Here is a 23,729-nt window from a genome sequence, read left to right as displayed (position 1 = left end):
TCGTCTTCGCCTTCTTGCTCTACCGCTTCAGCTTGTTCCGTTGCTTCTACTTGAGGTTCGGTTTCAACTTGTTGTGCAGCTTCAACTTGCGGTTCATGGTCTAACTGAGGTTCAGTATCTAACTGAGACTCAACAGCAGGAACCACCGGCTCTTCCGCTACTTCATCAACTTGTGCCAATGTTTCTTGTTGAGCCGTGTCATCTTCAATCAGCCAATCATCGTCTTCTGGCACACCGAATTCATTTGGAACAATCTCTGGCATATGCGCAGCACGCTCTGGCTCTGGCTCTGGCTCTGGCTCTGGCTCTGGCTCTGGCAAGGATTCAACGACATCTTCAAACTGATCGCTACCTTGGATTTTCGGTTCAAAGTCAAAATCAGAGGCAACGTTCGTAGGCGACTCTACATCGTCTATGGCTTCGGCTAACCAGTCTTCAACCGTCTCTTCATCATCTTCAGAGATATCATTTAAAGACGATGGCGATACTTGCTCTTCATAACTAGCAGCGATGTCTTCACGCTGTTCTTGGGCGTCGGCTTCTTTCGGCTCTGGTTCTGCTTCTTGTTGTACAGTTTCTTCTTGAACTCGCTCTTCAAAAACTGGTTTGTCAAAATCAGAATTCTCAGAGAGCAGTGAGTCGATATCCAGTTCATCATCTTCAACCGATGATGCGGTTTCTTCAGCGGATACTATTTCTTCCGCTGACACTTCATTGCTGGCTGAAAGAGACGCTTGCTCTGGTTCAACCGTATTTTCAATTAATGACTCAACAGGCTCTTCTGTCGCTGGCAATAAATCATTGTCATCAGAAGTCATTAACTCATCAATCAATGCTTCGTCTGTTGTTTCTAGCGAGTCATCAAGTAAAGCATCTGTTGCCGGCGCGACACCGAACAAATCATCGATAAAGTCATCACGATTAAAGGCTTCATCATTTTCTGGCTTAACGTCAGCACTGTCTTGAATCATTTCCGAATCTAACGATCCATCACTAACGACTTCAGCTTGTGGTGTTGCATTAATGTCCGATGCTTGCTCAGACTCAACTTCAGGTGTTTCTGAGGTTAACGGAGTAAGCTCGACGTCTGAATCCTTTTCAGACTCATCGCTGCCGTTGTCAAAACCAAAGGCTTCGTCTAACTCTTTATCAAACGCCTTCCCTTCAGGTTCAAGCTCGTCTTCAATGCCACTTGTCAGTAGATCATCAAATGGATCTAAAGATTCTGAATCTTGTTCATCGGTTTCACCGACTGATAGATCATTACCTAGCAGTTCATCTAACGTCTCGTCACCTTCGACGGTAACTTGAGCATCATTGGCATCATCGTCTAGAAAATCATCTAGTAGGTCTGTGCTCTCGGCATCGAGTTCAAAGTCATCATCAGAATCATCAATCAACTCATCCAAGGTTTCAGTACTGTCTTCCGAAATATCTAGCTCATCATCGGTCGACAAGCCTGAGAGTTCTTCGAGTTCAGATAATGAGTCAAAACCTAGAGGATCACTCTCAGAATCATCATCCGATTCATCTTCCAACATATCATCTAGGAGATCTGTTGAATTACTGAGATCAACATCATCCCCTGTCAATTGCTCATCGAGCAGGTCGACACTGCCTTGAGTTTCTTCACTTTCGGTTGGCAGATCAAACTGAGAAAGGATGTTATCGATATCATCATCAGACGCCAAAGCGCTGTTTAGATTCTCAGCAACCTCGTCATCATTATCGAGATTCACAGGCTCATTGACTTGATCGTTCTGAGCCGCAACCTGAGCGAAGATGTCATCAATATCATCTTCTACACTAGGAGCCGAAGGTTGTGACGTCTGCTGCTCTGAGATCAACGAATCAATATCAAATTCATCGTTGCTCACGCCCGAAGGTGCAGTATCGCTCTGTTGTTCAGAGATAAGCGCATCAATGTCAAAATCATCGGTTGCTGATGTGTCGGTATTAGAAATCGAATCACTTTGCTCTTCTGAGATTAAAGCATCAATATCGAAGCTATCATCATCTTCATCATCAAGCGCAAATAGATCGTCTAATAGAGATTGGTCTAGTTCGTTAGAGCCTAGATCTTCAGTCTCAGAATCCTGTGATAGTAGCGATTCAATATCTTCATTCGACATTGAGTTATCATCTGAAAGATCAAAGTCGGCCTCATCAGAACCGAGTTCGCTTTCTGATGTTTTATCAAGTGCGCGCTCCATCTCTTCAAGACCAAGCGCCTTGTCATCGCCATTGACACTAATGCCGTTACTGCTATCTAACTCCAGATCATCGAAGTTAGTGTCTAAGTCACCATTTTCGCCAATACTCGCAAATGGGTCATCATCGTCATCATCGAGATTAAAATCGAGATCAGAATCATCTAAACCTGCAAATACATCTTCTTCAGGCGATGCTTGGTCATCAAATAACTTATCAGCATCATCTTCATTGCCAAATTGTTCATCGTCTAAAGACAATTCATTATCAAAGTCGTCCATCTCGTCGCCTAAAGCGATAGGCGCGACGCTACTTGCATCTGATTGAATTGGTTGGTCTTGTGTCGGCTGCTGCTCATCATTTTTAGAACGGCGCCCCAACAAAATCACTATGATAAGACCAAGTAGCAGACCTGGAATAACCGCAAGAGCAGTAACTAACCAACCATTTGATAACAATTGATCCATGGCACTTGGAGCCATTTTTGCAATCTCAGCGTTCTTTCTACGCTCTTCATCAAGCAGCTTTTCCACTTCGCTACGAATGCGGTCTTCATCACTAAGTTCTGTTTTTAGCTCATCCACTTCCAATTGAACATTCGACAACATCAAACGAAGTTGATGGTTTTTCTCTTCAAGTGACAATAGCTCAGTTTCTGAAAGCTCTAGCTGTTTCTCTAGCTTGTTCATCTCTCGGGTTGGAGCCGATTGAGCTGGAGATGATTGAGTTGGAGACAATGGCTTTTTAGCGACTTCAGCTGTGCTTACTTGCTTTGCAGGAGCAACATTGTTTGAGCTTACATCAGGGCGGCTTGACGCTTGCGCTGTTTTTGGCTTTGACACTGCGGGTTTAGTCACAGGAGCATCGAGCTTAGCAAGGTGCGCATTCATGATGTTAACGGCTTGCTGTGTAGAACTCGCACGTGCTTGCTCTAAAGAAGGCACTCGTAAATTACTGGCAGGCAGCAAGCTGTGGATATTCTGGTTTTCAAACGCTTGTGGATTTAGACGATAAATAGCCAACAAGGTTTGCTGAACTGAAACGGAATTATCAGGGCGTAACTTTGAGGCAATTGACCACAATGTTTCCGACCCCAAAGTTGGGCCGTAAAAACGAGAAGGCCCAGCACGATTCAACTGTGCTCTTTGAAGAGGTTCGGAAAACGTAGGCGCTGATTGTATCTGACCATTAGGCCCTACAACTCGAATGGAATCTGCACGAACAACGGAAATCTGAGTCGCCATGAGAATGGCAAAAGGCATTAACCACGGCTTGAAAAATTGAAACATAAAAGGCTCAGCTAGGTGCTTAAATTCGAATAAATTGATGAACTGTTAAATATATCGGATAAACGACGTAAAGCTATAGAGATGAAAACAAAAAATGTGTTGCAGCGACAATATTCGCAGCAATTTCACACAATTTGACTAACAATATTTTCAATCGATTAAAAAAGCCCCACTAAAAGAGTGAGGCTTGTTTATCAAAGCAGTGAAGCTTAGAAGTAATCGCGAATCAGAACTTCCGCGATTTGAACTGCGTTTGTTGCTGCGCCTTTACGAACGTTATCAGCGACAACCCACATGTTCACACCGCTGTGATGGCTGATGTCGTTACGAATACGACCAACCATTACGTGGTCTTTACCACCAGCATCACGAACCTGAGTTGGGAAGTCTAGAGCTTGGAAAACTTCAACGCCTTCCGTGTTCTCTAGAAGCTGAATAACTTGCTCAGCACCGATTGGCGCGCGAGTTTCAATGTGTAGAGATTCAGCGTGACCATAGAACACAGGAACACGAACACAAGTCGGGTTAACGGTGATTGATGAATCAGCAAAGATCTTTTGAGTTTCCCAAACCATCTTCATTTCTTCACGTGTGTAGCCGTTCTCTGTAAATTCATCGATTTGAGGAATACAGTTGAACGCGATCTGCTGTGAGAACGCTGACTTGTCAGCTGGCATACCGTTAAGAAGCTTAGCCGTTTGACCTGCTAGCTCATCGATACCCGGCTTACCTGCACCAGACACAGATTGGTAAGTTGAAACGTTAATACGCTCAAGGCCCACTTCATCGTGAATCGGTTTAAGTGCTACTACCATCTGAATAGTAGAACAGTTCGGGTTCGCAATGATGTTGCGGTTACGGAACTCAGCAATCGCTTCAGGATTCACTTCAGGCACAACCAGAGGAACATCGTATTCGTAACGGAAACGTGAGGTGTTATCGATAACAACCACACCTTCGTCAGCGGCGATTGGAGCCCAACGTTCTGAAAGCTCGCTACCTGCAGAGAAAAACGCAATATGTACTTGAGACCAGTCGAAGTCTTCTACATTTTGTACTTGTATTGTTTTGCCGTTAAAACGGGAAGTTTTGCCTTCACTACGTTCACTTGCTAGTAAGTGCATTTCACCGACAGGGAATTTACGCTCTTTAAGTACTTCAAGAATGGTTTCACCAACCGCACCAGTCGCACCTAAAATAGCAATATTAAATTCTTGGCTCATTGTTTCTCTCTTTTATAAAGTTGGCTTTACCATAAAACCGAGTTTAGATAACGGCGTTAAATTACAAGATTCGTCGCCCGTTAACTCGACTGCACTGTACTCTCTGCGGTCCCAATATTCTTTACGCATCTTGTCAAAAGAACCCGGCGTAGAGATATTGCGACGGAATAAGGCGTCGTCTTTGCGCACATCATAGATCAACTGAGTCAAATTGTGCAGTGTTGCTTCATCCCAAGCTCTATCTAATTTCATTTGAGGCACTGGTGCTGTCGGCAGAAGGTCGCTTGCATAAGCACGCTGTTCAGTACCTAAAAACTCACAATAACTGTTGAAGATCATCGTGGTACCACGTGCTTTACCCTCTAAACCGTAGCCCGCTACGTGAGGAGTTGCAAAAGCAAGCAGTGGAAGTAGCTCAAAATCGACTTCAGGTTCAAACTCAAACACATCAAGAACGGCAGTGAAACCATCGGCTTTTTGCAAGCGAGCTTTTAACGCTTGGTTATCAACAACTGGGCCACGAGCTGCATTAATCAGAATTTGGTCAGCACGTAAATTGTTCAGTACTTGCTCATTGATCAAATGATGCGTTGGGAACTCACCTGTCTTAGTGATTGGCGTATGCAGAGTGATGACGTCTGACTGCTCAAGCAGAGTATCTAGCTCAGTAAATTCGCGAGTATCACCCTCTTGTTGTTTTAGAGGATCGCTCAGCAGAACTTTAATACCAATACCTTCAAGGCACTTTGCTAAATAGCTACCCACTTGGCCACAGCCGATAATACCGACCGTTTTTTCGAATACAGAGAAACCTTGCTGCTGAGCCAACACCATCATCGCGCTGAACGCGTACTCAGCTACACCCACCTTGTTACAGCCTGGGGCTGCAGTAAAGAAAATGCCACGTTCTTTCATCAATTCTTGGTCGACATGATCCATACCTGCCGTCGCTGTGCCGACAAACTTCAGCTTATTGGCTTTGCTGATCAATGACTCGTTCACCTTGGTGACAGAGCGAATCATCAAAGCGTCTACGTCAACTAGGTCGTCAGCCGTTAATGTGCGACCAGACTTCATTGTCACTTCACCTAGCTGGCTAAAAAGCGCTTCAGCATAAGGCATATTTTCATCGATTAAGATTTTCATTGGGAAGGTACTTTCGTTGGGGTCTGTCGACCTTAAATGTGAATTGAAATGATTGTGCAAAATTCCACACACGGTGTCGAGTCGCAATTGGAATACATTATAAATAAAGGGCTGAATCGCCTAGTCTGCACAAACAAAAGCAGTAATAAGAACCAAGACCTAAAATCAAAAAGCAAAAAGCAAAAGTCAGAAGACTAAAACGAAAAATGCCCGATTGAATAAACAATCGGGCAAACATCCAGAACAAAAGGATCCTATCTCGCTCTCCAGGAGACAGAGTCTTGCGTCTGTTCAACCAGTACTAACCAAAGCCAGTACTGATCAAGCTCTGGAAACCTTTCAACTTCTAAATCTTGATTTAAAAAGCTATTTTCTAAAGCGAAGCTTACAAAGCTAGGGTTAAAAAACACGCTTAAAACCATATTTATAAAAGCTATGTTCTGATGGTCATGATTACTGGGTGACCTGTGCGTGTTGAATCAGCACTCACGTCACCCATTAACGATTAACCTTTTATTAATTTAACCTTAGCTTCAATTAGCCTTGGTATTTTTTGATTACTAGCGTTGCGTTCGTACCGCCGAAACCAAAGCTGTTAGACATAACCGTTGTTAGCTCTTGTTCACGAGCTTCGGTTACGATGTCTAGGCCTTCGCCCGCTTCGTCTAGGTTTGCAACGTTAATGCTTGGTGCGATGAAGCCGTTATCAAGCATTAGCGTTGAGTAAATTGCTTCGTGTACACCAGCCGCACCTAGAGCGTGACCTGTCATCGCTTTAGTTGCTGAGATTGCAGGGCTGTTGCCGCCAAAGACTTCTTGGATTGCGCCAAGTTCTTTAACGTCACCTACAGGAGTTGAAGTACCGTGAGTGTTCACGTAGTCAACGCCATCAACGTTTTGCATTGCCATCTTCATACAACGAACCGCGCCTTCACCAGAAGGAGCAACCATGTCGTAGCCATCTGAAGTTGCGCCGTAACCCACGATCTCACCGTAAATTTTTGCGCCACGAGCAACAGCGTGCTCAAGTTCTTCGATAACTAGCATACCGCCGCCACCAGAGATAACGAAACCGTCACGGTCAGCATCGTAAGTACGAGAAGCCAATTCTGGCGTGTCGTTGTACTTAGTAGAAAGTGCGCCCATTGCGTCGAACATCATAGTCAGAGACCAATCTAGTTCTTCACCGCCACCAGCGAATACTACGTCTTGCTTACCAAGTTGGATAAGCTCCATTGCGTGACCGATACAGTGTGCAGATGTTGCACATGCAGAACTCATAGAGTAGTTCACACCGCGGATTTTGAAAGGTGTTGCTAGACAAGCAGAAACCGTAGAAGCCATTGTACGTGGAACCATGTATGGGCCAACGCGCTTCACGCCTTTTTCACGGATGATGTCTACTGCGTTTACTTGGTTTAGAGATGAAGCACCACCTGAACCCGCTACGATACCCGTGCGGTCATTAGATACTTGATCTTCAGTTAAACCAGAGTCAGCAATTGCTTGCTCCATTGAAAGATAAGCGAATGCCGCTGCATCACCCATAAAGCGCATTTTTTTGCGATCGATATGGTCAGCAGGGTTCATTTTTAGGTTACCCCATACTTGAGAGCGCAAGCCATTTTCCTTGAACTGCTCTGAAGTGGTAATACCTGATTTACCCTCTTTCAGTGATGCTAAAACTTCTTCGACGTTGTTACCGATACTTGAAACAATACCCATACCGGTGATTACGACTCGTTTCATGTGACATTCCTATAATTCTAAATTCAGCTAGATGATAACTAAGAAGCCTAACAAAAGTGGTCAGCTTTCCTAGAAATTCGTACAATCCCTACCAACATATCGCTTCAAATCACAAAATGATAGATTTTATGACTTCAATTACTAATGCAGAGCTGGAATGGAATGAGTCTGGCACGCCAGTTTCAGACCAATTTGACGACGTTTACTTCTCTAATGTTAACGGTTTAGAAGAAACTCGCTACGTCTTTTTAAAACAAAACCACCTTCCAGAGCGTTGGGTTGAACATCAACAACGCCGTTTTGTGATTGCTGAAACCGGTTTTGGTACAGGTTTAAACTTTCTCGCAGTCTGGCAATGGTTCGATGCTTTTCTTAAAGATAACCCACAAGCTATGACCAAAGAGTTACATTTCATCAGTTTTGAAAAATATCCTTTAAATAAAGATGATCTAATCAAAGCGCACCAATCGTGGCCAGAATTAGCGGAGTATGCGACACAACTCCAAGAACACTACCCGATTGCCCTGCCCGAATGTCACCGCATTGTGTTAGGCGATGGTGCTATCACGCTTGATTTGTGGTTTGGTGATATTAAGGATTGTATGCCAAACGTGCCGACCCCTAGCAAAGGTTTAGTCGCTGCGTGGTTCTTAGACGGTTTTGCTCCAAGCAAAAACCCTGAAATGTGGAATCAAAACCTATTCAACGGCATGGCCAAACTGGCAAAACAAGATTGCAGCTGTGCAACGTTTACCGCTGCCGGTTTTGTTCGCCGCGGTTTAATCGAAGCTGGCTTTGCGATGAAAAAAGTTAAAGGCTTTGGTACTAAGCGGGAAATGATTGCCGGGCGACTTGGTGAGAAGCACGCTCACACCAACATTAAACCTTGGTCTGGCCTTTCAGAGCACAGTGAATCACAAGACATTGCGATCATTGGTGGTGGTGTCGCCAGTGCTGCATTAGCCAAAACGCTAAGCCGACGTGGTAAAAACATCACCCTTTATTGTGAACACCAACAAGCTGCGGGCAATGCCTCTGGCAACAATCAAGGTGCCATTTATCCGCTACTCAGCGAAGCGACATCGAACGTGTCTCGCGTGTTTGGTCCAGGGTTACTGTTTGCTCGCCAATTTATGAATCAAGCGGCTCAGTCTGTCCAATTTGATTACAGCTGGTGTGGCGTGAACATTTTGATGTGGGATGAAGGTTCCACTAAAAAGCTCAATCGCATGTTAGAAGGCAATTTCCACACAGATCTGATTCAGCGTTTAACGCCAGAGCAAGCCAACGAAAAGATTGGCTTACCAGTCGATAAAGAGAGTGTCTACTTTCCACTGGGAGGTTGGTTAAGCCCTCTCCAATTGACTCAAGGTTTGATTGGCAGGTTAGAAGAGACCAACCAAGTGAGCGCACACTATCAACATCAAGTAACGCAACTTGAGTGGCTCGAAGCTGAACAACAATGGTTACTGACGATTGAGACACCTCAAGGCGAGATTCAAACCAAGCACGACCAAGTGGTTATTGCTAATGGGCACAAATTTACTCAGTTTGAACAAACTCGACCCGTACCTCTGACGCCAGTTAAAGGGCAAGTGAGTCATATCCCGACCACAGAAAATCTCAGCCAGTTAAAAACGGTATTGTGCTTTGATGGCTACCTGACGCCACAAAACCCAAATAATGGTCACCACTGTATTGGCGCGAATTACGATAAAACCAATATCGACCAAGAATTTGATATTGAGGTGCAACAATATAATGGCGAGCGCTTACACGGGTCGCTACCAGAACAAGCGTGGACCAAAGATGTCGATACCAGTGGCAACTTAGCGCGCCAAGGTATCCGAAGCGTGAGTCGAGATCACCTACCATTCGTCGGTAATGTTGGTGATTTTGAATCCATCAAAGAGCAATATCAGAATTTGCACAACTTTAATCCGCAGCGTGATGCTATCGACAGTATCGAACCTGTTATCAGCTATCCGAACTTGTTCTGCTTTATCGGTTTAGGTTCGCGTGGTTTGAGCTCTACTCCTCTTTTAGCAGAAGTCTTAGCATCACAAATTTGTGGCGATCCACTACCTCTTCCGGTTGATGTGCTCGAAGCCATTCATCCAAGTCGAATGTGGATTAGAAGATTACGTAAAGGCAAAGCGTTAACAGAAGGTTGGGTTTCAACGAAACAAACCAGTGCGGAATAGTCGATTCTAGACTAGGTCTAAATATTCAAATAAGTGTTAGTACAACCCACAAAAAAAGCCCGAGCATTTCTCAATGCTCGGGCTTTGTTTTTCTAATCTTGTTTACGTCGCTGCTTCTTATTCTAGAGCAGTACGTTACTTTGCAGCGGCTCGTAACTTTACATCAGCTGGCTACTTAGGAGCTATTCGCTTTACGTTCCGCTTTTATAGCTTAGCAATCGCGTCTTTAATTTGAGCTGCAATCTCTTCATTACTGATTGAACCCGACTCAAAATTAAAATTATCGTAGAAGCTAGGTACTGACAACGATGCTTTAACGTTACCGCCAAAGTATGGCGCTGAACCTGTTGCTGCGCCAAGTACTGTTTGTGCGCCGCCTGGGCCTGGTGATGTCGCTAGGTAAACCGCAGGCTTCTCACCAAACACTGAACGTTCAATACGTGTCGCCCAGTCAAATAGGTTTTTGTAAGCTGCAGGATAGTGGCCGTTGTGCTCTGCGAAAGAGATAACAAATGCGTCTGCTTCTGCTAGGTCACGCAAGAATGCTTGGGCGCCTTCCGCTTGGCCAATCTCTTTTTCAGTGTCTTCACTGAACATAGGAACGTTGTAATCGTTGATGTTTAGAACTTTGACTTCAGCACCTTCAATCAAGTTAGCTGCGTAAGTTGCTAGTGCTTTATTGATAGAGGTAGAGCTTGTGCTTGCGCCAAATGCGATAACTTTCATGATGTGACCTTTTCTGTAATTCCGTTAAGTGGGATTAGAATAACGTAGTCAGAAAATGGAACCATCACAAGAAATGAACGGACTCATTCAAAAATTTCGAATGAGTCTCAAATTATTGGTTCGCTCAAAAATGAGGAGGAAGAGTAATGAGCGAATTACGGTAGACGAATAATGCTAGACGAATAAAATTAAGCTTGGTTTTGCAGCTCAACCCAAAGGTCATTAACGATAGTGCGGTCTGCTGGCGTTAGTTCAGAACGCGCGTCTTCTAGGCTCTTCTCAATACGTAATTTAACTTCTGCTACGTCTTCAATGCCGTCTTCTTCACATGAAGCCACTGAGAGAGAAATATGACCACGTAAGTAACCACCAGCAAACAGTTCATCGTCTGATGCGTTTTCAATGCGAGCATCAATTACTTCAAGTAGTTTTTCTTCAAATTCGATAATCATAATATTCTCTTATTTCACAATAAATTGGCTAGTACATAAAGGTGCAACATCATAGAAACTGCGTAATGCTTCAGAGAGCATTTTCACGCGAGGCGGAAGGCCAGCTTCAAAGATACCCATGACTTCGCTGTGTACTTTATTCATAAAGGCCAAACGATCTGGCTCAAAATCGCCGTGTAGATTGTCACAGCTGACATTAAAAGGAAAGCCTGCACTGGTCGCAATGATCCATTCATACGCTTGTGGGCGAATTTCTACTTTTTCAAACTCAGCTTGAACCGACTCAGTTCGGCCATCAGGCTCATACCAGTAACCAAAATCTTCCAATAAACGACGCTCAGGACCAGCCACACACCAGTGTGCTATCTCGTGAAGTGCTGACGCGTAAAAGCCGCGAGCAAATACGATACGGTGATGAGAAACCTCCCCATCGGCTGGCAGGTAAATAGGCTCGTCCGCTCCCAGTTCTAGCTTGGTATTGAAGCTCTCGAAAAAGGTTTGATTGAAAATGTCGATGATATCTGGGTATTGGTACGTCATAAGATCAAATTTAAATAAAAAGAACTGGGGCATTTTGCGTTTTTTTAAGCGATCGGTAAAGCCCTATCACTGGCAATGACATTAGGTTCATCATAATACTTTACGATGACAATCGATTGCTGATCCCAGATTACACCATTTTGAGGTGAATGATTAGTTTAGCTAATCTGAAATGCCTATTCACGGTACAAATATTCATTCGTCAATCAGCGTTTTTACTACTACACTCGCGCTTCATTTTTATATCCCTATGGCCTATAAGACTCCAATTTATAGACCTAAATTATAGAGCTACAGCAATGCTACTAAGTGTTTTGTATATCATTGGCATCACGGCAGAAGCCATGACCGGCGCTCTCAGCGCTGGCAAACAAAAAATGGATTGGTTTGGTGTAATGTTGGTTGCAAGTGCAACGGCAATTGGCGGCGGAACAGTACGAGATATCTTACTCGGCCATTACCCTTTAGGTTGGGTTGAAAACCCACAATATCTGGCGATCACCTGTATCGCGGGTGTTATCACAACAGGACTGGCTAAATGGGTAATCAAGCTAAAAGGCTTGTTCATTCGTTTAGATGCTCTAGGTCTTATCGTGTTCAGTATCATTGGCACTAAAGTCGCGATGACCATGGGTCTGCACCCAATGATCTGTATGGTGTCTGCCTTGGTCACTGGCGTGTTCGGTGGCCTGTTGCGCGATCTTATCTGCCGTCAAACACCATTGGTTCTGCATGAAGAGCTGTATGCATCTGTCGCCCTTGTCGCTTCAGGTTTATACCTAGGTTTGCTTGAGCTTGGCATTAACGACGTAACCGCAACGATTGTTACGCTTGTGGTTGGTTACTTGCTGCGTATGGCGGCCGTAAGATTCAAATGGCGCTTGCCTTCGTTCCAGCTTGATACGGAAAGCTCTGTACATTAGATATTCTCAATGACGCAGAATATAAAAAGGGTTGCTTCAGTACGAAGCAACCCTTTTTGGTTTCTCTCAAATCTGTTCTGAATAAAACGAAGCAGAACTAGATTTTTGGCGTTTCTGTTGTCACACCAAAGTTTTGACCACGGTGACGCAGTAAGTGGTCAAGCAACACGATAGCCAGCATCGCTTCAGCAATAGGCACTGCACGGATACCAACACATGGATCGTGACGACCTTTAGTGATTAACTGCGTTGCTTCACCGTCTTTAGTGATCGTGTCACCAGGAACGGTAATGCTTGATGTTGGTTTAAGCGCAATGCTTGCCACAATATCTTGGCCAGTAGAAATACCACCTAAGATACCGCCAGCATGGTTGCTGCTGAAACCTTCCGGAGTTAATGGATCACGGTGTTCACTACCGCGTTGATTAACCACATCAAAGCCATCACCAATCTCAACACCTTTCACCGCATTGATGCTCATTAGAGCGTGCGCGATGTCTGCATCTAGACGATCAAAGATTGGCTCACCAAGGCCTACAGGCACTTTAGTCGCAACTACTTGAATCTTCGCACCGATCGAGTTGCCTTCTTTTAGCAAATCACGAATCAGTTGGTCAAATTCAGGTACTTTGTCGGCATCAGGACAGAAGAAAGCGTTGTTTTCGATCTCGTTCCAATCCACTTTATCAATTGAGATATCACCCATTTGAGAAAGATAAGCTTGGATTTCAACACCAAATTCTTGCTTAAGGTATTTCTTCGCAATCGCACCTGCCGCAACACGCATTGCAGTTTCACGAGCAGAAGAGCGACCGCCACCTCGGTAATCACGCACACCGTACTTTTGATGGTAGGTATAATCAGCGTGGCCAGGGCGGAACTTGTCTTTAATTTCGGAATAGTCTTTAGAGCGTTGGTCTGTATTTTCAATCAATAGACCAATAGAAGTACCCGTAGTCTGGCCTTCAAATACACCGGATAAAATCTTTACTTCATCCGCTTCACGGCGAGCCGTTGTATAACGAGAAGTACCTGGGCGACGACGATCCAAATCTCTTTGAAGGTCTGCTTCGGTAATTTCTAATCCTGGTGGGCACCCATCTACGATACATCCTAGTGCGATACCGTGACTTTCTCCGAACGTAGTCACGCGGAAATGTTGTCCGATACTGTTTCCTGCCATTACTTCCTCTAAATCAGCCATTGAGCAGAAGGTTTGATTCCTAAACCTACGGGTTAACAGCTTTACTTGTCTATTCTTCGTGAATTCATAGTGGCTTTATTACCAAATGATGTAAACCCCAAAAAACCAACAATTTTAACTTTCTATTACATGAGCCGAATGAAATGAATAACGAGGGGAAATGAGTGGTGCTTTAAAGTGGTGATTTTGAATAGTTTCATGGCCAGTTAACAAAGGTTAATGAACTCGGTTTGAATACTATCTATGTTGTAGCCCAAAATAATAAGGAGAAAAGTGATGATCGAGTGGAGAGTTAAAAAATTTTCGGAGCTGTCTGTTCAAGAGCTCTATGATTTCTTACAGCAAAGAGTCGATATTTTTATCGTCGATATGAACACACCCTATAGTGATCTAGACGGCAAAGATAGCCATCCAGAAACCTATCACGTCATGGGTTATGAGAACGGGCAACTAGTAGCTTACAGTCGAATTATGGCTCAGAAGCTTGGATACCCCGTAGATGTTCTCCCTCTGCTCGATTCTGATGCAGATGATGTTTGTATCGGGCGAGTGATCGTAGCAAAGGATTATCGCGGTAAACAGATTGGTAACCAGCTGATGCAAGTAAGCTTTGATACGACCCGCGAGGTGTATCCTGACTGTTCAATTTTTATTTCGGCACAAGCACACCTCAAAGACTACTATGGTAAATTCGGCTTCGACGTTGTCACCGACAGTTACTTGGAAGATGGGTGCAGTATGTTAGGTCTTAGATATACCCCACAGTTAGTAGTCGTTTAGCAATAACCGAAAGACAGAGACATCTAAATACAAAACATGGTATTGATAGATTAAGCTGTTCTGAAATGCAAAAAACCCGACAACTCAGAGACTTATCGGGTTTCTTTAAATAGTGGTACGCCCTGAAGGATTCGAACCTTCGACCACCTCCTTAGAAGGGAGGTGCTCTATCCAGCTGAGCTAAGGGCGCGCTACAGGAAAGGATTATACGAATTCGAATCAGTAAAGCAACGGCTTTGTGTAACATTCTGATCCAAGTGAGTAAAAAAAGGGCAATGAGATTATAAGTGTTGGAAAATAGAACAAAGCAAACGTTTGCTTGATGGTAATCAAAAAGATTTTCTGGAATAATGCGCCAAAAACATCAGCCACTAACTTGAATATCAATACTAAGGAAATTCATGACTGCTCAAAATATTGATGGAAAGCTAATTTCTCAAACGGTTCGCTCTGAAGTTGCGGCTCGTGTAAAAGCTCGCACTCAAGCTGGATTACGCGCTCCGGGCCTAGCGGTTGTTTTAGTGGGTGAAGACCCTGCTTCTCAGGTTTACGTAGGAAGTAAACGTAAAGCATGTGAAGAAGTTGGCTTCGTATCTAAATCTTACGACTTGCCAGCCACTGCGACAGAAGACGAATTATTAACACTGGTAGACCAACTGAACGAAGACCCGGAGATTGACGGTATTCTTGTTCAACTTCCTCTACCAGCTGGTATTGATAGCACTCAAGTTCTTGAGCGCATCACGCCGGAAAAAGACGTTGATGGCTTCCACCCATACAACGTAGGTCGTTTGGCTCAGCGTATGCCTAAGCTTCGCTCTTGTACGCCTAAAGGCATCATTACGCTGCTTGACCGTTATAACATCGACTTACGTGGCAAACACGCGGTTGTGGTTGGCGCATCAAACATCGTAGGTCGCCCAATGACGTTAGAGCTTCTTCTAGCCGGTTGTACGACGACAACATGTCACCGCTTCACCAAAGACCTTGAGGGTCATGTACGTCAAGCAGATGTTGTTGTGGTAGCAGTTGGTAAGCCTAACTTCATTCCTGGTGCTTGGATTAAGAAAGGGGCTGTTGTGGTCGATGTAGGCATCAACCGTTTGGAATCTGGCAAACTCGTTGGCGACGTTGAATACGATGTCGCGAAAGAGAGCGCAAGCTTCATCACACCAGTTCCGGGTGGTGTTGGTCCAATGACTGTAGCAAGCCTAATTGAGAACACAATGATCGCTTGTGAGCAGTTTCACTCGAAATAGTCCGCAATGACAGCTTCGATAGTAATACCGTTGGCATGAATTGCCTCGCCCTAGAGTAAAACAAGCTAGAGCAGAATTAGAAAGCCGCAACGTGATGAACGTTGCGGCTTTTTTGAATCAAGGCAACTCGCTTCTGATGCAGTGCTCGTTGCTACTTATCTGGTATCTCGATTTTTTCCGTCTGTTCAGAAGGCGGCAATAAACTAATGATCGCACACTCCGTTGATATGAGTTTTTCCAAATCAGAACCTTGTGTTACTAAACGGAAATCACCACCAGTAATCACACCGAGTGGAATCGCTTTAGGATACAGCGCGTTAAACTCATTAAGGTCAAACGCATCGGTCAATCCCGTGCTCTTAATTTGGCTGCCTTGAGCCATCAAGGAGTTAAGCTTGGAATAGGTAATTCCTTCCGAAAACAGGCTTCTGTTACCATCTCGGCTCACTGAATGCCTTTCGTGTTTAGTTTCTGTCGATTCAAGCTCAAACACCTTATTTTCACCAAACTCATCTTGATAATGCATGCTGACTAATGGATTGGTTTGACGATAAGGCGAGACGATCATCGCGCGCCCTATCCCGTCCAATTCCAGATTATTTTCCGCGTGGCTTGAGGCTGGGTTACCAAAATAGACACTCAGGTTATCCATACGCGCCAAACGAATGCTTTCCCAGTTGGTATCGGCAAGTACACTGTTGATATTTTGTGTCGCCAGCACCTTGGCAAACTGTCTTGCAAAATGAGTCGCGCCAAAGAAGATAACCCCTTGCGCTTTCTCTTGAGTCACACCCAACCTTCTCGCCCACCAACTTGCGGTAAGGCTTTGAATCACAACCGTACCGATGATGACCAAGAACACCATTGGCACCAGTAGATCAGCCCCTTCAATCAATTGCTTCTCTTGAAGTTTGATAGCAAACAGAGAAGAAACCGCGGCAGCCACGATCCCGCGCGGCGCCATCCAGCTCAAAAACCATTTATCCGCAGAAGTAAGATCCGTACCGATCCCGCTGACCCACACGCTCAAAGGACGCGCCACCAGCATCACTATCGCTAACAGGCCAACCCCACCCCAACCTATCGAGAGGAAGGTTCCTGAATCGAGCCTGCTCGCTAACAGAATAAACAACGCAGAAATAAGCAACACGGTTAAGGTTTCTTTGAATTCGATGATGTCTTCGATATCCAAGCCCTTCACGTTGGCAAGCCAGATCCCCATGATGGTCACGGTTAATAAACCCGATTCTTCACTCAGGTCATTGGAAAACGAGAACGCCGCCAACATTAGCGTCAGCACAGCCACATTACGTAAATAGTGCGGTACCCAATGCCCTTGCAGCATCTTGGCAATCAAATGGCCACCGATGATCCCTAAGCCTAAACCTATGACTAACGTCAGGCCCAGAGCTGACAGAACGTGTCCGGTAGGGTCGGCAGAAGAAACGATGTACTCGTAAACGAGAACCGCAAACAGAGCGCCAATCGGATCAATCACTATCCCTTCCCATCGCAAGATACTGCCTAAGGAGGATTTAGGCTGAATACTGCGAAGCATGGGTACGATCACCGTTGGGCCAGTTACCACGACTAATGCACCAAACAGTGCGGCTAACGGCCAACTAAAGTCCACAAAGTAGTAAGCACCCACCACGATACACGCCCATGTAATCAACATGCCGAAACTCACGAGATGAGTCACCATCCGACCATGGCCTCTGATTTCTTTGAAATTTAGGGTTAATGCCCCTTCAAACAGGATGATGGCAACGCCTAATGAAATCATAGGAAACAGCACATCACCGAAAATGGCATCGGGATTTAGAATATTCAGGCCAGGACCTAACAACAGGCCAACGATTAGGAGAGGAAGAATAGCGGGAAGACGTAAACGCCAGCCGAGCAGCTGACAAGCTAAAGACAAGAGTCCAATTAACGCCAAAGAAGAAGTAATCGACAAATCCATTTGTGCCCCTAAAAGGTTTGCACCACACCCTGTGGTACAAACTATTCAATGAAATAAGAAAGCCTACGTTCTTACACTATAGGCTCTCTTTTTCACGCTAACCGAATATTATTGTGATTAATCAGTCACTTTACTATAGGGGAAATAAAGTGACTGACTCATCCACTCTGTACTTATCATCTAGCTACAGAGAAAGCACCACGCCAGCGATCGCAGCGCTCATTAAGTTGGCAAGCACACCCGCACAAATCGCTTTGAAGCCATATTGTGAGATGAAAGAGCGACGCTCAGGAACTAAGCTACCCAAACCGCCAATCAGAATCGCCATGGTAGAGATGTTAGCAAAACCACATAGTGCAAAAGTAACGATCGCTTTTGAGTGCTCACTCAGTGCATCTTTTACGTCCATTAACTGGATGAAAGCCACAAATTCGTTCACAACAATCTTATTACCGATCAGCGAACCTGCAACCACAGCTTCAGACCACGGTACACCGATCAGCCATGCAACGGGTGCGAACACATAACCTAGGATAAGTTCGAAGCTTAGGTTTACGCCAAACCAGCCACCAACAATACCTAACAAGCCATTCAGCATCGCAATCACACTGATAAAGGCTAGAAGTGTCGCACCCACCGCAACGGCAATACGAAGTCCAGACATAGCCCCATCTGCCATTGCCTCAACTACGTTTGTTGCTCGTGGAATCTCTACACCAGACTCAATATTTTCTTGAACATCCTCTGGGCTGCCTGGTACTAAGATTTTAGCCATCAATAGACCAGCTGGTGCCGACATGAATGCCGCAGCGATCAGATAGTTTAGGTCAACACCCAGCGATGCATAACCCACTAGCGTGCCGCCAGCAACAGAAGCCAAACCACATACCATCACAGCAAACAGTTGTGAGTCCGTCATATGTTTTAGGTAAGGCTTAACCACCAATGGCGCTTCGATCATGCCAACAAAAATGTTTGCCGTTGCAGATAGTGACTCCGCACGACCTGTGCCTAGAAACTTCTGCAAAGCACCGCCGATTATGTTGATCACCTTTGGCATAAAGCCGATGTGATACAAACCTGAAATCAATGCAGAGAAAAAGATAATGATGCCGAGAACGTTAATAGCGAAAACAAATCCGTTATTCGTTAGGCCGCCGAATAGGAAGTTAATCCCCTCTTGACCGTAGTTGATCAAGCTAGACACCGCACCAGTAGCTGCATTCAGCGCTTCTTTACCCATTGGCACATAAAGAACCAATAGCGCGAATGAGATTTGCAGTAAGAAAGCCAAAGAGACAGTTCTTAGCGGGATATTTTTTCTGTCCGTAGATAGTAACCAAGCGGCTACTAAAATAGTGATAATTCCAAGTAGGGAAGCCATATGCGTCAACCTAAAAGTTGTAGGTAGGAAAGGCGACGCATTGTATAGAGGAAATCGTTTGCGGCAAGGTGCGGTTGTTAATGTGATGTTGGGATTATCAGCAACTTGCCCAAGATTAGATTAAAGCATTGAATTTTAATGGATTAACTTGTTCAAAAAGCATACTTTTTCCATATGGAAATTATATTTATGAATTAGGAAACAATTAACGATGCAGCTCAACGCAAGTTTTGAGGTTTTTGTCCCAATACGTCGGCGAACCAACATGCTGTTTGATGAACTCAATCACTGCTGAAAGCTTCTTTGGCATGTTCTTTCGACTCGGATAGACGGCATAGAATGGCATCAACTGACTGGCTCTCCATTCTGGTAATACTTGGATTAACTTGCCTGTTCTAAACTCCTCTTTGACTAAATAAGTCGCCAAATAAGCAACACCCCATCCAGATACAGCTGCGTCTCGTACCGCCTCAGCCAAATCCACCGAGTAATCGCCCGCCACTTTGACACTGAGGTTTTCTTGCCCGTTATCAAACGCCCATGACGTGTAGTCTCGTTCACGGCTGCGATAGATAAGACAGTTATGGTCAATCAGATCAGATGGCACATGAGGAGTACCAGCTTTAATCAGATAATCCGGTGATGCGGCTACCACAAATTGGCTGTCGGCTAAACGCTGCGCAATATAACCTTCTGGCAGGTCTTCATTATTGGTGATCCAAAGATCCAAGCGCTCCTCAATCATATCCACTTTGTAATCGAACAAATGCACTTCAATTCTCAGCTGCGGATAGAGCTGTCTGAGCTGATCAATCGCTGGAATGATATGCAGTGTGCCAAATGACTGAGACAAGCCTATGCGGAATATTCCAGAAATGTCGTCACGCTGGCTATCCATATCCATTTGAGCCGCTTTCACCGTATTGAACAGCTGCTCACAATGCTGATAGAACACTTCCCCTGCTTCAGTTAGTGTCAGGCTGCGTGTGGTTCTTTGCACCAGCTTGATACCTATCGAATCCTCGAGCAAAGCAACTTGCTTACTGATGTGAGACACCGACACATTCAAACTTTTTGCTGCACTGGTAAAGCCTTCATGCTTGATTAACGCATGGAATATCACCATCTGTGCGGCTCTATCTGTTAGCACAAGGTCACCTTTAAAAATCTCTGAAATATAAAAGAAAAAGGACTCCGAAGAGTCCTTTAGTTCGTTCTGCCTATGGTAGACCAAATGCTATTCAAAGCGACCTAAATCTGTTAATCAAATTAGGTCGATTAATCAAACTTAATTCTGTCTGCTAAGTGGCTAACTGCCAAAGCAAAGTAGTAAGAACGATTCCACTTCATTAACACATTGTAGTTGTTGTAAATGAGGTAAGAACGGCCAGTTTCATCGTCTGGCATAATTAGCCAAGCTTTAATATCTTCATCAAGCGTTGGTAGTGGGCGATCGTCAAAGCGCTTAATACCGAGTTCAGACCACTCTTTTAAGTATTTCGCTTTGTCTTCGCCTCGGCCTTGCATTTCAATAGACACAGTCGACGGTACGTGAACCTGACGGCCCCAAGTATATTTGTCATCCCAACCCGATTGGCTGAGATAATTCGCCGCTGAAGCAAATACATCTTCTTCAGTACCCCAAATATCTTTCTTGCCGTCGCCGTTACCGTCAGCGGCATAAGCTAAGAATGAGCTTGGCATAAACTGAGGCTGCCCCATCGCACCAGCCCAGGATCCTTTCATCTCTTGTGGTGCAATATGGCCTTGATCAAGAATCTTCAACGCCGCCATCGCTTCGCTACGGAAGAAGGCTTCTCTACGTCCTTCATAGGCCATAGTCGTGAGAGCATCAATAACACTGTAGTTACCCGTGAACTTACCAAAGTTACTCTCAACACCCCATAGCGCGACAATGAATCTTGGTTGAACACCATATTCATCACCAATGCGCTTCAACGCTGAATAATGCTTCTTATAAAGCGATCTCGCCTGCTTCACTTTCCAATCTGGAACCGCGCGTGGAATGTATTCATCCAGAGTCAGTTTTTTCTCAGGTTGATTCTTATCGGCTTTCACCGCTCTTGGCTTAAACGTCACACCATCAAAGGCCTGATCAATGATCGTTTCAGAGATGCCTTCTGCACGGCCTTGTTGCTTTAGTTTCTCTACATATTGCTCAAAGCTCAGCTCTTCAGCCTGAACTGAACCAATCGTCAGGCTATTACCCAATAGTAATGCCGACACAGCCAATATGGTTTTCGAAAATTTACTCAACGATCACTCCTCCCTGAATTAAGGTAGCTATCACTCTTCGTCTTGAACGTTTTGCTGAGCTTTACGCTCTTTATGAAGTTCAAGTTCATTAACCGGTGGTGGCGGAACCTGCAAAAAGAAACCATCGGTGTTCAGTGATTCTCTCACTTTATCGATGTTCACTTGCGCCAGTTTACGGCCATCCATTTTAATTACCATTACAAAACTAGGTTTACCAAACATTTGCATCAATGCGTCAGGAACTTGTGAGAAATCATCCTTCTTAGGGATATAAAGGTATGTTCCTTCTTTCTTTGAACTTTTATATATAGAACACAGCATGACAAACCTTTTTATTGTTTATGACTACAAAACTCTCACTTACGAGATCAATAGTTTATGTTAAGGGAAATATTGGGAACAAAACGTTCATTTGACAACAAGATTACTTGCTGTGCTTGGTTTGGGAATATAACATGATAAACCAAGTTTCAGGCAACGCCCTTTATTTTATTGATAAAGAAATTGTACCAATCCGCTATTGAGGTCCTGTAGTTTTCGATGTCTAGTAATCCAGATCTAAAAGGTAGCAGTTTTACGCTATCTGTTTTGCACTTATCCGATGATCAAGTCGAAAATGCGGTGTCTTTTCTTCAAGAAAAAGTAAACCAAGCTCCCACTTTTTTCGCTGCTGCGCCTGTTGTTATCAATATTAGCAAAGTCGCGGGTGATATCGATTTTGTGCAACTGAAAGAGGGTATATCTCAAGCGGGCATGATCCCAGTAGGTGTGGCTGGTTGTTCGGATAAACGTATGCAGAACCTAGCGAAAGAAGCTGGTTTTGCAGTGATGACAGCCAGTAAATCACCTTCTCAAGCTCCAGCGAAGATGGCTCCGATAAAAGTGGTGAGAACGCCTATTCGTTCTGGTCAGCAAGTGTATGCAAAAGATGGCGATCTATTGATCCTCAGCCATGTGAGTGCTGGCGCAGAAGTCATAGCCGATGGCAGCATCCATATCCATGGTACTTTACGCGGTCGTGCGATTGCAGGCGCGAGTGGTCAAACTGAAGCAAAAATAATTTGTAATGATTTACAAGCCGAGCTGGTCTCCATTGCTGGAAATTACTGGCTCAGCGATCAAATTGAAAGCGAGTACTGGCAGAAGAAAACCATGTTCAGTCTGGCAAACGATGTATTACACGTTGATGTCCTCGCAATATAAGAGAAATAAAAAGGAAAACAAAATGGCACGCATTATCGTTGTAACGTCAGGTAAAGGCGGGGTAGGCAAAACGACCTCCAGTGCAGCTATTGCCTCAGGCTTAGCTTTAAAAGGGAAGAAAACCGCAGTTATCGACTTTGATATCGGTCTGCGTAACCTAGATTTAATCATGGGTTGTGAGCGTCGTGTTGTGTACGACTTCGTTAACGTTATCAATGGCGAAGCGACACTGAACCAAGCGATGATCAAAGACAAGCGCACAGAGAATCTATTCATTCTTCCGGCTTCTCAAACTCGTGATAAAGATGCATTAACAAAAGATGGTGTTCGTCGTGTATTTGATGAACTAGATGAAATGGGCTTTGATTTCATCATCTGTGATTCTCCTGCAGGTATCGAGCAAGGCGCTCTGATGGCGCTTTACTTTGCTGATGAAGCGATTGTTACGACTAACCCAGAAGTTTCTTCTGTACGCGATTCAGACCGTATTCTCGGTATTCTTGATTCTAAGTCTCGTCGTTCAGAAGATGGCTTAGAACCAGTGAAAACGCACCTTTTACTGACTCGCTACAACCCAGCACGTGTAACTCAAGGTGAGATGCTAAGTGTTGAAGACGTTGAAGAGATTCTTCACATCTCTCTACTGGGTGTCATCCCAGAGAGCCAAGCAGTACTGAACGCGTCGAACAAAGGTGTTCCAGTTATTTTTGACGAAGCAACCGATGCAGGTATGGCTTACAATGATACTGTAGAGCGACTACTGGGTAGCCAAGTGGACTTCCGTTTCTTAACGGAACAGAAGAAAGGCATCTTCAAAAGACTGTTCGGGGGCTAATTCGCAATGTCATTACTAGAGTTTTTTAGACCACAAAAAAAGACAACCGCAAACCTAGCTAAAGAGCGTTTGCAGATCATTGTTGCCGAGCGACGCAGCCATGACGACCCAGCACCGTCTTATCTGCCGCAACTAAAAGAAGACATCTTGAAGTGTATTGCGAAGTACGTTGACGTCGATCCATCAATGGTTGATCTGACTTTCGAACACAAAGATGACGACATCTCAGTATTAGAACTGAACGTCAAACTTCCAGAAGAAGACCGATAAGCAGAGCTCGAGCTGTGCTTATCACGATTCAATAAAAAAGAGAGCCTAGGCTCTCTTTTTTGGTATTTGAACTTGTGTCTAAACGCTA

Annotated in this window: 20 protein-coding genes, 1 tRNA gene and 1 pseudogene; 8 read left to right on the top strand and 14 right to left on the bottom strand. The window is 44.5% G+C overall.

What is annotated here, in order from left to right; genetic code table 11:
- From ACED59_RS05080 to ACED59_RS05070, 3 genes are all read right to left on the bottom strand, one after another.
- On the bottom strand, positions 1–3,500 hold a 3,500-nt coding region (locus ACED59_RS05080; protein ID WP_371731357.1), incomplete at its 3' end, for a FimV/HubP family polar landmark protein.
- Positions 3,501–3,709: 209 nt separating this feature from the next.
- Complete coding sequence (locus ACED59_RS05075; RefSeq protein ID WP_012603484.1) at positions 3,710–4,723, bottom strand: aspartate-semialdehyde dehydrogenase; 1,014 nt, start codon at positions 4,721–4,723, stop codon at positions 3,710–3,712.
- Between the two features lie 12 nt (positions 4,724–4,735).
- Positions 4,736–5,869: a 4-phosphoerythronate dehydrogenase gene (locus ACED59_RS05070; RefSeq protein ID WP_017099199.1), complete on the bottom strand. Its 1,134-nt coding sequence runs from the start codon at positions 5,867–5,869 to the stop codon at positions 4,736–4,738.
- 48 nt (positions 5,870–5,917) lie between these two features.
- On the opposite strand from ACED59_RS05070, the pseudogene ACED59_RS05065 reads away from it, so the two are divergent.
- A pseudogene (locus ACED59_RS05065) lies at positions 5,918–6,266 on the top strand (hypothetical protein).
- A 140-nt stretch (positions 6,267–6,406) separates the two neighbouring features.
- On the opposite strand, the gene fabB reads toward ACED59_RS05065, so the two are convergent.
- Entirely contained in the window at positions 6,407–7,618 is a 1,212-nt protein-coding gene (gene fabB / locus ACED59_RS05060) for a beta-ketoacyl-ACP synthase I (protein ID WP_017099197.1), read from the bottom strand.
- A gap of 56 nt (positions 7,619–7,674) precedes the next feature.
- Here fabB and mnmC point away from each other — a divergent pair, with 56 nt between their 5' ends.
- Positions 7,675–9,822, top strand: a complete 2,148-nt coding sequence (mnmC, locus tag ACED59_RS05055; protein WP_371704896.1) for a bifunctional tRNA (5-methylaminomethyl-2-thiouridine)(34)-methyltransferase MnmD/FAD-dependent 5-carboxymethylaminomethyl-2-thiouridine(34) oxidoreductase MnmC — start codon at positions 7,675–7,677, stop codon at positions 9,820–9,822.
- A gap of 204 nt (positions 9,823–10,026) precedes the next feature.
- Here the strand turns inward: mnmC and ACED59_RS05050 are convergent, their stop codons facing one another.
- From ACED59_RS05050 to ACED59_RS05040, 3 genes are all read right to left on the bottom strand, one after another.
- A complete protein-coding gene (locus ACED59_RS05050; protein WP_017099195.1) occupies positions 10,027–10,548 on the bottom strand; it encodes an NADPH-dependent FMN reductase in 522 nt (173 codons plus the stop codon).
- A gap of 188 nt (positions 10,549–10,736) precedes the next feature.
- On the bottom strand, positions 10,737–11,000 hold the full coding sequence (locus ACED59_RS05045) for a YfcL family protein (RefSeq protein WP_004734185.1): 264 nt from the start codon (positions 10,998–11,000) through the stop codon (positions 10,737–10,739).
- A gap of 9 nt (positions 11,001–11,009) precedes the next feature.
- On the bottom strand, positions 11,010–11,540 hold the full coding sequence (locus ACED59_RS05040) for an elongation factor P hydroxylase (protein WP_017099194.1): 531 nt from the start codon (positions 11,538–11,540) through the stop codon (positions 11,010–11,012).
- A 299-nt stretch (positions 11,541–11,839) separates the two neighbouring features.
- On the opposite strand from ACED59_RS05040, the gene ACED59_RS05035 reads away from it, so the two are divergent.
- The gene (locus ACED59_RS05035) at positions 11,840–12,463 is read left to right on the top strand and encodes a trimeric intracellular cation channel family protein (protein ID WP_029224082.1); all 624 of its coding nucleotides are present in this window, start codon (positions 11,840–11,842) and stop codon (positions 12,461–12,463) included.
- A gap of 97 nt (positions 12,464–12,560) precedes the next feature.
- Here ACED59_RS05035 and aroC read toward each other — a convergent pair whose 3' ends face one another.
- Positions 12,561–13,646, bottom strand: coding sequence for a chorismate synthase (aroC, locus tag ACED59_RS05030; RefSeq protein WP_004734182.1), 1,086 nt, complete (start codon positions 13,644–13,646; stop codon positions 12,561–12,563).
- Positions 13,647–13,943: 297 nt separating this feature from the next.
- Between aroC and ACED59_RS05025 the strand changes: the two genes are divergently transcribed.
- The gene (locus ACED59_RS05025) at positions 13,944–14,447 is read left to right on the top strand and encodes a GNAT family N-acetyltransferase (protein WP_029224081.1); all 504 of its coding nucleotides are present in this window, start codon (positions 13,944–13,946) and stop codon (positions 14,445–14,447) included.
- A gap of 113 nt (positions 14,448–14,560) precedes the next feature.
- Here ACED59_RS05025 and ACED59_RS05020 read toward each other — a convergent pair.
- Positions 14,561–14,637: transfer RNA gene (locus tag ACED59_RS05020), tRNA-Arg, on the bottom strand.
- Between the two features lie 211 nt (positions 14,638–14,848).
- Between ACED59_RS05020 and folD the strand changes: the two genes are divergently transcribed.
- The gene (folD, locus tag ACED59_RS05015) at positions 14,849–15,706 is read left to right on the top strand and encodes a bifunctional methylenetetrahydrofolate dehydrogenase/methenyltetrahydrofolate cyclohydrolase FolD (protein WP_012603477.1); all 858 of its coding nucleotides are present in this window, start codon (positions 14,849–14,851) and stop codon (positions 15,704–15,706) included.
- A 151-nt stretch (positions 15,707–15,857) separates the two neighbouring features.
- On the opposite strand, the gene ACED59_RS05010 is transcribed toward folD, so the two are convergent.
- From ACED59_RS05010 to ACED59_RS04990, 5 genes are all read right to left on the bottom strand, one after another.
- Positions 15,858–17,672 (bottom strand): sodium:proton antiporter, encoded by a 1,815-nt coding sequence (locus ACED59_RS05010; RefSeq protein ID WP_017099192.1) that lies wholly within the window; start codon positions 17,670–17,672, stop codon positions 15,858–15,860.
- 184 nt (positions 17,673–17,856) lie between these two features.
- Positions 17,857–19,056 (bottom strand): NupC/NupG family nucleoside CNT transporter, encoded by a 1,200-nt coding sequence (locus tag ACED59_RS05005; RefSeq protein ID WP_009848493.1) that lies wholly within the window; start codon positions 19,054–19,056, stop codon positions 17,857–17,859.
- A gap of 205 nt (positions 19,057–19,261) precedes the next feature.
- Positions 19,262–20,182 (bottom strand): LysR family transcriptional regulator, encoded by a 921-nt coding sequence (locus tag ACED59_RS05000; RefSeq protein WP_009848494.1) that lies wholly within the window; start codon positions 20,180–20,182, stop codon positions 19,262–19,264.
- A 152-nt stretch (positions 20,183–20,334) separates the two neighbouring features.
- A complete protein-coding gene (locus ACED59_RS04995) occupies positions 20,335–21,333 on the bottom strand; it encodes a lytic transglycosylase domain-containing protein (protein ID WP_009848495.1) in 999 nt (332 codons plus the stop codon).
- A 30-nt stretch (positions 21,334–21,363) separates the two neighbouring features.
- Positions 21,364–21,654 carry a YcgL domain-containing protein gene (locus tag ACED59_RS04990; protein ID WP_009848496.1) on the bottom strand — a complete coding sequence of 97 codons (291 nt, stop codon included), beginning with the start codon at positions 21,652–21,654 and terminating at the stop codon, positions 21,364–21,366.
- A gap of 219 nt (positions 21,655–21,873) precedes the next feature.
- Between ACED59_RS04990 and minC the strand changes: the two genes are divergently transcribed.
- The 3 genes from minC to minE are packed head-to-tail and all read left to right on the top strand — an operon-like array spanning position 21,874 to position 23,641.
- Positions 21,874–22,536, top strand: coding sequence for a septum site-determining protein MinC (minC, locus tag ACED59_RS04985; protein WP_371704897.1), 663 nt, complete (start codon positions 21,874–21,876; stop codon positions 22,534–22,536).
- Positions 22,537–22,558: 22 nt separating this feature from the next.
- Complete coding sequence (minD, locus tag ACED59_RS04980; RefSeq protein WP_009848498.1) at positions 22,559–23,371, top strand: septum site-determining protein MinD; 813 nt, start codon at positions 22,559–22,561, stop codon at positions 23,369–23,371.
- 6 nt (positions 23,372–23,377) lie between these two features.
- Positions 23,378–23,641, top strand: a complete 264-nt coding sequence (minE, locus tag ACED59_RS04975) for a cell division topological specificity factor MinE (protein WP_009848499.1) — start codon at positions 23,378–23,380, stop codon at positions 23,639–23,641.
- Positions 23,642–23,729 lie beyond the last annotated feature (88 nt).

It is taken from the genome of Vibrio sp. FF266 (genome assembly GCF_041439695.1).
GTDB classification, from domain to species: domain Bacteria; phylum Pseudomonadota; class Gammaproteobacteria; order Enterobacterales; family Vibrionaceae; genus Vibrio; species Vibrio tasmaniensis_A.
Note: the sequence above shows the minus strand (reverse complement) of the source record. Positions and strands in the feature narration are given on the sequence as shown.

Excerpts from the sequence above, each read along its gene's own strand:
- aroC (WP_004734182.1), bottom strand. The coding sequence starts at position 13,646 with ATGGCAGGAAACAGTATCGGACAACATTTCCGCGTGACTACGTTCGGA.
- fabB (WP_017099197.1), bottom strand. The coding sequence starts at position 7,618 with ATGAAACGAGTCGTAATCACCGGTATGGGTATTGTTTCAAGTATCGGT.
- ACED59_RS05040 (WP_017099194.1), bottom strand. The coding sequence starts at position 11,540 with ATGACGTACCAATACCCAGATATCATCGACATTTTCAATCAAACCTTT.
- minC (WP_371704897.1), top strand. The coding sequence starts at position 21,874 with ATGTCTAGTAATCCAGATCTAAAAGGTAGCAGTTTTACGCTATCTGTT.
- ACED59_RS04990 (WP_009848496.1), bottom strand. The coding sequence starts at position 21,654 with ATGCTGTGTTCTATATATAAAAGTTCAAAGAAAGAAGGAACATACCTT.
- ACED59_RS05045 (WP_004734185.1), bottom strand. The coding sequence starts at position 11,000 with ATGATTATCGAATTTGAAGAAAAACTACTTGAAGTAATTGATGCTCGC.
- ACED59_RS05025 (WP_029224081.1), top strand. The coding sequence starts at position 13,944 with ATGATCGAGTGGAGAGTTAAAAAATTTTCGGAGCTGTCTGTTCAAGAG.
- ACED59_RS05000 (WP_009848494.1), bottom strand. The coding sequence starts at position 20,182 with ATGGTGATATTCCATGCGTTAATCAAGCATGAAGGCTTTACCAGTGCA.
- minE (WP_009848499.1), top strand. The coding sequence starts at position 23,378 with ATGTCATTACTAGAGTTTTTTAGACCACAAAAAAAGACAACCGCAAAC.
- ACED59_RS05075 (WP_012603484.1), bottom strand. The coding sequence starts at position 4,723 with ATGAGCCAAGAATTTAATATTGCTATTTTAGGTGCGACTGGTGCGGTT.
- minD (WP_009848498.1), top strand. The coding sequence starts at position 22,559 with ATGGCACGCATTATCGTTGTAACGTCAGGTAAAGGCGGGGTAGGCAAA.
- folD (WP_012603477.1), top strand. The coding sequence starts at position 14,849 with ATGACTGCTCAAAATATTGATGGAAAGCTAATTTCTCAAACGGTTCGC.
- ACED59_RS05005 (WP_009848493.1), bottom strand. The coding sequence starts at position 19,056 with ATGGCTTCCCTACTTGGAATTATCACTATTTTAGTAGCCGCTTGGTTA.
- ACED59_RS05050 (WP_017099195.1), bottom strand. The coding sequence starts at position 10,548 with ATGAAAGTTATCGCATTTGGCGCAAGCACAAGCTCTACCTCTATCAAT.
- ACED59_RS05035 (WP_029224082.1), top strand. The coding sequence starts at position 11,840 with ATGCTACTAAGTGTTTTGTATATCATTGGCATCACGGCAGAAGCCATG.
- ACED59_RS05010 (WP_017099192.1), bottom strand. The coding sequence starts at position 17,672 with ATGGATTTGTCGATTACTTCTTCTTTGGCGTTAATTGGACTCTTGTCT.
- ACED59_RS05070 (WP_017099199.1), bottom strand. The coding sequence starts at position 5,869 with ATGAAAATCTTAATCGATGAAAATATGCCTTATGCTGAAGCGCTTTTT.